Consider the following 10303-nt stretch of genomic DNA (forward strand, 5'->3'; position numbering starts at 1 on the left):
ACGCCGACAGGGGGAGAAACGTGGCCGTGAGCAAGGCAATACCCGACACCTCGCGCCGCAGGCAGGAACTGCGCGAGTTCTTGATGAGCCGCCGCGCCCGGGTCACGCCGGCCGAGGCGGGCCTGCCCGACGGCGGCCGCCGTCGCACGCCGGGCCTGCGCCGCGAGGAGGTCGCCGTTCTCGCCGGGGTCGGCGCGTCCTGGTACCAGTGGCTGGAGCAGGGCCGCGACATCACCGTCTCGCCGCAGGTACTGGACTCCGTGGCCCGCGTGCTGCGGCTCAGCGGCGCCGAGCGACGGCATCTGTACGTCCTGGCGGGGCTCAACCCGCCGCGGCGGCAGGACTCCGAGGAGCTGGAGGTCACCGATGTGTGCGCCGGTCTGCAGCGGCTGATCGACGCGTGGATGCCGTTCCCCGCGCACATCATGGACACCTACTGGAACACCGTCGCCTACAACGAGGCGGCCCATCTCGTCCTCGGCCACGGTAGCCCCGGCGTCTCGCTGAACTGCCTGATCGCGTTCTTCACCGATCCCGTCTACCGCGCGCGGGCGGCCAGCTGGGAGGCGAACGCCCCCTTGGTGGTGGCGCAGTTCCGGGCCGCGTGCTCGGAGCGGCCCGGGGACGAGGGATTCGACGAGGTCATCCGTGAAGTCGCCGCGGCGAGCGAGGAGTTCGCCGCGCTGTGGGCGCTGGGTGATGTCCAGGACGGCGGCCAGCTGCACAAGGAGATGGACCACCCGCTGGTGGGCACGCTGCTCTTCGAGACCACCCAACTCCGCGTTCCGGTACGCCCCGACCTCAACGTCGTGCTGCACAACCCGCGCCCGGAGACGGGCACCGCCGAGAAGCTGGAGTGGCTCACCTCGCCGGAGGGGCGGCGGGGCGGGATGTCCTCGGTCGCGGGCTGAGAGCGCGTCGCGGTCCGCGCGTACGGGGGCGCATCGGTTGGGTGGACCGGTGCGCCGGGAAGCCCGTGCCCCTTGAAGCCGTCGTACGGCGCCCCGCATATGCTCGGCCGTATGAGCGAAGCCGCACCGCTGGACCCCGAAGACCGCAAGATCATCACGCTCGCGCGCTCGGCGCGGGCCCGTAACGGCGTGCCCGAGGGGGCCGCCGTACGCGACGAGACCGGACGCACCTACGTCGCCGGCACCGTCGCCCTGGACTCGTTGCAGCTCAGCGCGCTGCGCACGGCCGTGGCGATGGCCGTCGCCAGCGGGGCCACGTCCCTGGAGGCCGCAGCCGTGGTCACCGAGTCCGAGAGCGCCGACGACGCGGACCGCGCCGCCGTGCGGGACCTCGGCGGCCCCGAGACGCCGGTCCTGGTCGCGGGCCTCGACGGCACCCTGCGCGTCACCGTCCCGGCGGGCGCGCCGCAGGGCTGAGCGGGCGCGGCGACGGCCCTTCCCGGGCCACATCGACGCGGCGCCGACGGACACCGCGCTCGCGCTCAGGGCCGTGTTCGAAGACCGAGCCGTGGGGTCGCGCCCTGCCGGGTGCGGCCCCACTACCGGCCCGTGTGGTCGGAGGGGCCCCGGGGATCGGGGAGAATGGGCGCCATGAGCGTTCGTACAGACTCCTCCGCCCCGCACCGCGCCGGCTTCGCGTGCTTCGTCGGCCGCCCCAATGCGGGCAAGTCCACCCTCACGAACGCTCTCGTCGGCACGAAGGTGGCCATCACCTCCAACCGGCCGCAGACCACCCGCCACACCGTGCGCGGGATCGTGCACCGCCCCGAGGCGCAGCTGGTTCTCGTCGACACCCCGGGTCTGCACAAGCCGCGCACGCTGCTCGGTGAGCGGCTGAACGACGTCGTGCGGACCACCTGGTCCGAGGTCGATGTGATCGGCTTCTGCCTGCCCGCCGACCAGAAGCTGGGCCCCGGTGACCGCTACATCGCCGCCGAACTCGCCGGCATCAAGAAGACCCCCAAGGTCGCCATCGTCACCAAGACCGACCTGGTCGACTCCAAGACCCTCGCCACCCAGCTGATCGCCATCGACCAGCTCGGCAAGGAGCTCGGCATCGAGTGGGCCGAGATCATCCCGGTGTCGGCCGTGGACGCCGAGGGCGCGGCGCGCAATCCCTCCCCGGAGGCCGGCGCGCGAGGGGCGGGACAGGTCTCGCTGCTCGCCGATCTGCTCGTCCCCATGCTGCCGGAGAGCCCGCCGCTCTACCCTGAGGGCGACCTCACCGACGAGCCCGAGCAGGTCATGGTCGCCGAGCTGATCCGCGAGGCCGCTCTGGAGGGCGTACGCGACGAGCTGCCGCACTCCATCGCCGTCGTCGTCGAGGAGATGCTGCCGCGCGAGGACCGGCCGGCCGACAAGCCGCTGCTGGACATCCACGCCAATGTCTACATCGAGCGTCCCAGCCAGAAGGGCATCATCATCGGCCCGAAGGGCCAGCGCCTGAAGGAGGTCGGCATGAAGTCGCGCAAGCACATCGAGGCGCTGCTCGGCACGCCGGTCTACCTCGACCTGCACGTCAAGGTCGCCAAGGACTGGCAGCGCGACCCCAAGCAGCTGCGCAAGCTCGGCTTCTAGGGCCTGTCCGCGCAAGTCCCGTCGTCCGCCCGTAGGGCGGAGCCGTCTTCGGAAGCCGAGCGCGATCGCAAGGCGGAGGGTCGTCCTCGTAGTGGGTCTACGTGGACGATCCCGACAACGCAGCTGGGGTCCGCCTCTGGGGGAGTGGCCAGGCGGGACGGACACGGCCCAGGGCAGCGGGCGGCGGCTCTCAGGCCACGCCCCGGATCCGCCGCACCAGCAGCGCCCCCAGCAGCCCGACGGCTGCCGCGACGAGATACAGCGCCCGGTAGCCGCCGAGGTGGCTCACGATCGGTGCGGCCAGCGCCGGGGCGGCCACCTGCGGCAGCGAGTTGGCGATGTTGAGGATGCCGAGGTCCTTGCCGCGGTGCGCGGCGGCCGGCAGCACCTCGGTCATCAGCGCGAAGTCGACCGAGGTGAAGACCCCGAAGCCGATGCCGAGCAGCGCCGCGGCGCACAGCGCGCCCGGCCAGGTCTGCCAGCCGGCGAGCAGCGCGGTGGCCACCGCCATGACCACGCCGGCCCCCAGCACGAACGGTTTGCGGCGGCCGGCCCGGTCCGAGCGGATCCCGCCGAGGACGACGGTGCCCAGGAGGGTGACGCCGTTGACCGCGGTGAGGATCAGCACCCCGCCCTCGGGGTCGGGCTGGTGCAGGGCGTCCCGCAGGTAGTACAGGAGATAGAGCAGCGCGAGGGCGTTGCCCAGGTTGATCAGGAAGCGGGTCAGCCAGGCCCAGCCGAGGTCGGGGTGGCGGCGGGGGCTGAGCCAGAAGCCGGCGAGGAAGGCCCGCCATGTGAAGGGCGGCCGGTGGGCGGCCGGCAGCGGCGGGTCCTTGTGCAGCAGCAGGTGGGGCAGGGTGGCCAGCACCGTGAAGCCGGCGCAGGCCAGATAGCCGGCGACGACGCCGCCGGCGAGGGTGGCGAGCCCGGTACCGGCGAGGACGCCGAGGATCTGCGCGGCGCCCAGCCAGCCGCCCACCGCGCCGCGCTGCGGCCGCGGCACCCGGTCGGGTACCGCGGCGGTGATCGCCGCGAAGGCCGCGTTGAGCGCGAGCTGCACCAGGCACCAGCCGAGCGCCATTCCCGCGACGGTGCGTGCCCCGGCCAGCAGCGCGAGGGCGGCGGCCCCGCCCAGCACCCCGGCGAGGATCCATGGCGCACGGCGACCGTAGCGGGAGACCGTTCGGTCGGAGAGGGCGCCGAAGAGCGGGTTGGCGACCAGCGAGACCGCGGCGCCCAGGCCGGTCACCCACGCCAGGACGGACTCCTTGGAGGTGCCGGGCGGTGCGAGCGCGGCGGCCTGGAGGGCGAGCAGGATCTGGATCGGCCCGTACCAGCCGGCCCAGATTGCCCCGTTCGCCAGCGACAGCGAAGCCGTCCAGCCACGGCCCGCCCGCCGGTGCGGCTCGGCCGTATCGGCGGGCCCCGTCGCCGGCGTCGCCGCCGCTTCGCTCATCCCCGCGCCTGGTCGCGCAGCGCGTCCCGCAGCCACCGGTAGGAGGTCTTGGGCGTCCGCGCCAAGGTGGCACGGTCCACATGCACCAGACCGAACCGTCGCGCGTACCCCTCCGCCCATTCGAAGTTGTCCAGCAGCGTCCAGACGAAGTAGCCGCGGATGTCGATGCCCGCTTCGAGCGCCTCGTGCAGGGCGCGCAGATGCCCGTCCAGGAACGTGATCCGCTCGCGGTCGTCGAGGCCGTCGTACGAGCAGCCGTTCTCGGTGATCACGATCGGGGGCAGGTTCGCTCCGTACCGCTCGCGGAAGTCACGCAGCAGCTCGGTGAGCGCCCCGGGGACCACCGGCCAGCCGAAGTCGGTCCGCGGATAGCCCTCGATCTCCCTTGGGGCGAAGGGGAGTTCGGCCGGCAGCAGGATGCCGCCGAAGTCGGCGGGGCCGGCCGCGTCCGGGTCCGGGGCGCCCACCAGGGTCGGCTGGTAGTAGTTGATCCCATACCAGTCCAGCGGCTGGGAAATGATCTTCAGGTCGTCGGCGACGGGCCCCGGCAGCAGGGCCGCCAGCCCCTCGTCCGGGTAGCGGCCGAGCAGCAGCGGGTCCGCGAAGAGCCGGTTGAGCAGCAGGTCGTAGAGGTCCGCGGCGGCCGTGTCCGCCTCCGACGCGCTCGCCGCCCAGGTCGGCCCGTGCGAGTTGGCGATGCCGATGTTCCCCGCCCCGCGGGCCCGCAGCGCCTGCACCGCAAGGCCGTGGCCGAGCAGCTGGTGGTGGGCGGCCGGCAGGGCGTCGAAGACCAGCTGCCTGCCCGGCGCGTGCTGCCCCAGGCCGTAACCCAGCAGTGTCAGTTCCGCCGGTTCGTTGAGGGTGATCCAGCGGCCGACGCGGTCCCCCAGCCGGGCCGCGACCGCGTCCGCGTACGCCGCGAAGTGCTCGGCGGTCTCCCGGACGAGCCAGCCGCCGCCCTCCTCCAGTGCCTGGGGGGTGTCCCAGTGGAACAGCGTGGGCACCGGGTCGACGCCCGCCGCCAGCAGCGCGTCCACCAGCCGGTCGTAGAAGTCGAGCCCCGCCTCGTTGACCGCGCCGCTGCCGTCCGGCACCACCCGCGGCCAGGCCACCGAGAAGCGGTACGCGCCGACCCCGAGCCCCTTGAGCAGCGCCACGTCCTCGCGATGGCGGTGGTAGTGATCGGTCGCGATCCGCGCGTCGGACCCGTCCTTGATCCGCCCCGGCTCCGCCGCGAACACATCCCACGCGGACCGCCCTCGCCCGCCCTCCTCCACCGCGCCCTCGATCTGCGGGGCGGACGTCGACACCCCCCACACGAAGTCGCGGGGGAAGCGGGGCAGGGGCTTGGGGGAGACCGGCACCGTTGTCATGAGCCGGATCTTCTTAACCGCCGGTAACAGTGTCAAGAGGTAGGGGCAGCAGGCCAGTTGGGCATCCAGGGATGCTGCTCCGGCCCGCTACGCCCCTTCCTTCAGCACCTTCGTGATCAACTCCCGCTGTTCCTCCGACAGTCGCGGGTCGGAGCAGTACGCCGCCCGGCCGTCCACCGTGATCCGGTAGCTGAAGCCGTCCGGCACCCCCGCCGGAGGACTGTCGTCGGCGGCGGCGAGGCAGCGTTCGGCCAGGGTGTGCCAGTCGTCGGCATCGGGCCGCCCCGAGGTCTCGACCTCGGCGCGGCGCTCGATGCCCGCGAAGCCACCGGTGCGACGGATCTCAATACGCATGACGGCTTCCTACCCCGTGGGGCGCCGGGAAGTGCCGGTGCCGCGCTACTTTGCCGTCACCCCGACCTGCGACCACGCCTTGACCAGGGCCTCCTGCTCGTCGCCCGCGCCGAAGCGGGCTCGGGCGGCGGCGATGGTGAGAGCGGCGAAGTCGGCGAACCGGGCGTCGGTGGCGAGATCGCCGCCGGTCAGCACGTCGTACCAGACCTGACCGGCCCGCTCCCACGCCTTTCCGCCGAGCGCGGTGGCGGCCAGGTAGAAGGCGTGGTTGGGGATGCCGGAGTTGATGTGCACCCCGCCGTTGTCGTCGGACGTGTCGACGAAGTCCTTCATCGTCGCGGGCTGCGGGTCCTTGCCCAGGACGTCGTCGTCGTACGCCGTGCCGGGCGCCTTCATGGAACGCAGGGCCGTGCCGGTGACGTTCGGCCCGAGCAGCCCCGCGCCGATCAGCCAGTCGGCCTGGTCGGCGGTCTGGCCGAGGGCGTACTGCTTGATCAGGGCGCCGAAGACGTCCGAGATCGACTCGTTGAGCGCCCCGGACTGGTCCTTGTAGGCGAGGTTGGCGGTGTACTGCGTGACGCCGTGGGTGAGCTCGTGGCCGATGACGTCGACCGGAATGGTGAAGTCCAGGAACAGGTCGTTGTCCCCGTCGCCGAAGACCATCCGCTCGCCGTCCCAGAAGGCGTTGTCGTACTTCTCGCCGTAGTGGACCGTCGCGTCCAGCGGCAGGCCCGCGCCGTCGATCGACTTCCGGCCGTAGGCCTTCAGATACAGCTCGAAGGTGGCGCCGAGGCCGGCGTGCGCGCGGTTGACGGAGGCGTCGCGCGAGGGGCCGTCGGACTCGGAGTGGACCTTGGCACCGGGCAGCGTCTCCTGGTGCTCGGCGTCGTAGATGGTGCGGTTGGGCTTGTCGGCCCCGGCGGCGGGACGCCCCGGGGCGAAGGTGCGGGCGGCGTTCTCACGGCGCCTGGTGCGCTGTACGGCGTCGTGCTCCAGGGTGCGGCGGGCGGGCTCGTGTCGCGCGGGGTCATCGGACTGCGCCAGCTTGTCGAGGATGTGCGGGGGGACGATGGTGCAGAAGACCGGGTGGGCCGGCGTGACCGGCGAAGTGGTGAGAGCCATGGGAAAACGGTCGCATTGCGTGACGCTCCTGTCACTGCCTGCCGCCGAGATTCCTGAAAACGTGTGGTTGCTCGCACTTCGACCGTTACGTCCGTCCGGTCCCGCATACTGATACGGGCCAACCATTCGCCGCGTTCCTCGGCTACGCTGCTCAGCATCATGCGTTTCGGGCTGCTTCTCCTTAGCTGCCGCGGCGAGGGCCTGTAGTCGTAGGCCGACCCCCTCCCCGCGGAGTTCGGTGTTGCGATCTTTCGCCCCGTCGGCCTCTTCCCGCTCTGAAGAGCAGGGTGGACCCCATGCGGACACACGAGGAGCCCTACGCATCATGACGAACCCGTCGAGCCAGGCAGAGAACGCCGTCGGTCGCCCCACCCCGGTCACCAACGCAACTCAGGCTCAGAAGCCCTCGGGGATGCCGATCGGCAAGTACGGCAGCTACGAGGCCGTGGACATCCCCGATCGCACCTGGCCGAGCCGGCGCATCACCAAGGCCCCCCGCTGGCTGTCGACCGACCTGCGCGACGGCAACCAGGCGCTGATCGACCCGATGTCGCCGGCCCGCAAGCGCGAGATGTTCGACCTCCTGGTGAAGATGGGCTACAAGGAGATCGAGGTCGGCTTCCCCTCGTCCGGTGAGACCGACTTCCAGTTCGTACGCTCCATCATCGAAGAGGGCGCGATCCCCGAGGACGTGACGATCTCCGTCCTGACGCAGGCCCGCGAAGAGCTGATCGAGCGCACCATCGAGTCGCTGCGCGGCGCCCACCGCGCCACGGTCCACCTGTACAACGCCACCGCCCCCACCTTCCGCCGGGTCGTCTTCCGCGGCTCGAAGGAAGAGGTCAAGCAGATCGCGGTGGACGGCACCCGGCTGGTCGTCGAGTACGCCGACAAGATCCTGGGCGACGAGACGATCTTCGGCTACCAGTACAGCCCGGAGATCTTCACCGACACCGAGCTGGACTTCGCCCTGGAGGTCTGCGAGGCGGTCATGGACGTCTGGCAGCCCGAGGAGGGCCGCGAGATCATCCTGAACCTGCCGGCCACCGTCGAGCGCTCCACGCCCAGCACCCACGCCGACCGCTTCGAGTGGATGTCGCGCAACCTCTCCCGGCGGGAGTTCGTCTGCCTGTCGACCCACCCGCACAACGACCGCGGGACCGCCGTCGCCGCCGCCGAGCTGGCCGTCATGGCGGGCGCCGACCGCGTCGAGGGCTGTCTGTTCGGTCAGGGCGAGCGCACCGGCAACGTCGACCTGGTGACGCTGGGGATGAACCTCTTCTCCCAGGGCGTCGACCCGATGATCGACTTCTCGCAGATCGACGAGATCCGTCGTACCAGCGAGTACTGCAACCAGATGGAGATCCACCCGCGCCACCCCTACGCGGGCGATCTGGTCTACACCGCCTTCTCCGGCTCCCACCAGGACGCCATCAAGAAGGGCTTCGACGCGATGGAGGCAGAGGCGGCCGCCGCCGGGAAGACCGTCGACGACATCGAGTGGGCGGTCCCGTACCTGCCCATCGACCCCAAGGACGTCGGCCGCTCCTACGAGGCCGTGATCCGCGTCAACTCGCAGTCCGGCAAGGGCGGTATCGCCTACGTCCTGAAGAACGACCACAAGCTGGACCTGCCGCGCCGGATGCAGATCGAGTTCTCCCGGATCATCCAGGAGAAGACCGACAGCGAGGGCGGCGAGGTCACGCCGACCGCCATCTGGTCCACCTTCCAGGACGAGTACCTGCCCACCCCCGAGAACGCCTGGGGCAGGATCGCGCTGCGTTCCGCGCAGACCTCGACGACGAAGGAGGGCACCGACGCGCTGACCGTCGAAGCCGTGGTGGACGGCGTCGACACGGTGCTGACCGGCAGCGGCAACGGCCCGCTCGCCGCCTTCTTCGACGCGCTGCACGCCGTCGACGTGGATGTGCGCCTGCTGGACTACAGCGAGCACACCCTGAGCGAGGGCGCCGGCGCCCAGGCCGCCGCGTACATCGAGTGCGCGATCGGTGACAAGGTGCTGTGGGGCGTCGGCGTCGACGCCAACATCGTCCGTGCCTCGATCAAGGCGATCGTCTCCGCGGTCAACCGCGCGGGCCGCTGATCCCGGCCCGCTGACCGGCCCACCGCCGGTCCTGCTCTCCCGGCGCCCCCGCCGCTCCCACCGAGCGGCGGGGGCGCCGTGCTGCGGGCGGCCGGCGGCACCGTGCGTTCCGGTCTTTCTTCCGGCCAAGACGGCGGCTCCTCCCGCGCCGCCCGTCCCGGTCCCGGCCCCGGCGTCCACGACCGGCCGGAGCCACGCCCGGGCACTGCAACAGGCTTGCAGGGGGCGGCCGAGGCAACAGGTTGACGCCCGCGCCGGCCTTCTCACCGTCCGCCGCCACCCGGCCCGCGGCAGCTCCGTGCGTAGCGTCCGCACCAGGAATCCCGCAGGTGGCCAGGCCCGGGGCGGCGCGCGACCGCGTCCGGGCGCGGGGCGCGGCCGTCGCGTCGGAGGTTGCCGGGGGCGCCCGCGCCGGCCCCGGGCAAGGAGTCGCCGACGCCGCGCCGAGGCCGGAGGCCCCCGCCGACAGGTGCCCTCCACCGGGCGTCAACGGGCCCGTGGGGCTCACCCCGAAGGGTGGGAGCCCTTCACCATCCGGCCAGTTGTCCGGTACGAGGTACTGACGCCACATCACCTGTGTGGCTAACATCACGTCCAATGCGGCGATGGGGCCGAGGCGTTACGGAGGATGACGTGATGCACAAGATGTGTGTGATGGGCGTGCGCACGTCCTGGCGGATCGTCGCCGACGGCGAGTTCTTCTGCCCGGAGTGCGGCGGGGACCGCAACTACCTCCGGCAGACGGGACGCCGCCGCCTCACCCTCCTCGGCGTGCCCCTGATCTCGCGGGGTGACGCGGGCCCGGTCCTGGAATGCTCCGCCTGTCAGGGCCACTTCGGTCTGGACGCGCTGGACCACCCCACCACCGTCCGTTTCTCCGCGATGCTCCGGGACGCCGTCCACACCGTCACGCTGGCCCTGCTGGCCGCCGGCGGCACGTCCTCCCGCGCGGTACGCGACACCGCCGTCGCCACGGTCCGCGCGGCGGGCTTCGCGGACTGCTCCGAGGACCAGCTGCTCACCCTCCTCGCCGCGCTCGCCGCCGACACCGGCCGGCTCACCGGCACCTACGACGCGGTGACGGGCGGCGGCGCCCCCAACGGCCTCGACCCGTGCGGCACCGCGCTGGCCATAGAGCTTCACGAGTCCCTGGAGCCGCTGGCCCCGCACCTCGCCCCGGCCGGGCGGGAATCGGTCCTCCTCCAGGCCGCCCGTATCGCGCTCGCCGACGGCTCCTACACCCCCGCGGAACGCGAGGTCCTCACCACGGTCGGTACCGCCCTGATGCTGCGCCCGGCCGACACGAACCGGTTGCTGGCTGCGGCGCGCACGCCGTCCTGACCGC

Annotated in this window: 9 protein-coding genes; 5 read left to right on the top strand and 4 right to left on the bottom strand. The window is 72.0% G+C overall.

The window, feature by feature from the left end; all coding sequences use genetic code 11:
* Window positions 1-83: 83 nt before the first annotated feature.
* From ACH4FH_RS22635 to era, 3 genes are all read left to right on the top strand, one after another.
* On the top strand, window positions 84-911 hold the full coding sequence (locus ACH4FH_RS22635; RefSeq protein ID WP_398557846.1) for a helix-turn-helix transcriptional regulator: 828 nt from the start codon (window positions 84-86) through the stop codon (window positions 909-911).
* 111 nt (window positions 912-1022) lie between these two features.
* A complete protein-coding gene (locus tag ACH4FH_RS22640) occupies window positions 1023-1388 on the top strand; it encodes a cytidine deaminase (protein WP_398557680.1) in 366 nt (121 codons plus the stop codon).
* Between the two features lie 174 nt (window positions 1389-1562).
* On the top strand, window positions 1563-2549 hold the full coding sequence (gene era, locus ACH4FH_RS22645) for a GTPase Era (RefSeq protein WP_398557681.1): 987 nt from the start codon (window positions 1563-1565) through the stop codon (window positions 2547-2549).
* Between the two features lie 190 nt (window positions 2550-2739).
* Here the strand turns inward: era and ACH4FH_RS22650 are convergent, their stop codons facing one another.
* The 4 genes from ACH4FH_RS22650 to ACH4FH_RS22665 form a co-directional block, all read right to left on the bottom strand.
* Window positions 2740-4005 carry an MFS transporter gene (locus tag ACH4FH_RS22650; protein ID WP_398557682.1) on the bottom strand — a complete coding sequence of 422 codons (1266 nt, stop codon included), beginning with the start codon at window positions 4003-4005 and terminating at the stop codon, window positions 2740-2742.
* Window positions 4002-5378: a GH1 family beta-glucosidase gene (locus ACH4FH_RS22655; RefSeq protein WP_398557683.1), complete on the bottom strand. Its 1377-nt coding sequence runs from the start codon at window positions 5376-5378 to the stop codon at window positions 4002-4004. Before ACH4FH_RS22655 ends, ACH4FH_RS22650 begins: the two co-directional genes overlap by 4 nt.
* Before the next feature lie 87 nt (window positions 5379-5465).
* Window positions 5466-5732 carry a protealysin inhibitor emfourin gene (locus ACH4FH_RS22660; protein WP_398557684.1) on the bottom strand — a complete coding sequence of 89 codons (267 nt, stop codon included), beginning with the start codon at window positions 5730-5732 and terminating at the stop codon, window positions 5466-5468.
* Window positions 5733-5777: 45 nt separating this feature from the next.
* On the bottom strand, window positions 5778-6854 hold the full coding sequence (locus ACH4FH_RS22665) for a M4 family metallopeptidase (RefSeq protein WP_398557685.1): 1077 nt from the start codon (window positions 6852-6854) through the stop codon (window positions 5778-5780).
* A gap of 325 nt (window positions 6855-7179) precedes the next feature.
* On the opposite strand from ACH4FH_RS22665, the gene leuA reads away from it, so the two are divergent.
* Window positions 7180-8958: a 2-isopropylmalate synthase gene (leuA, locus tag ACH4FH_RS22670; RefSeq protein WP_398557686.1), complete on the top strand. Its 1779-nt coding sequence runs from the start codon at window positions 7180-7182 to the stop codon at window positions 8956-8958.
* A 636-nt stretch (window positions 8959-9594) separates the two neighbouring features.
* Window positions 9595-10299 carry a TerB family tellurite resistance protein gene (locus ACH4FH_RS22675; RefSeq protein ID WP_398557687.1) on the top strand — a complete coding sequence of 235 codons (705 nt, stop codon included), beginning with the start codon at window positions 9595-9597 and terminating at the stop codon, window positions 10297-10299.
* Window positions 10300-10303: the final 4 nt, after the last annotated feature.

It is taken from the genome of Streptomyces sp. NPDC017993 (assembly GCF_044328065.1).
Classification (GTDB): domain Bacteria; phylum Actinomycetota; class Actinomycetes; order Streptomycetales; family Streptomycetaceae; genus Streptomyces.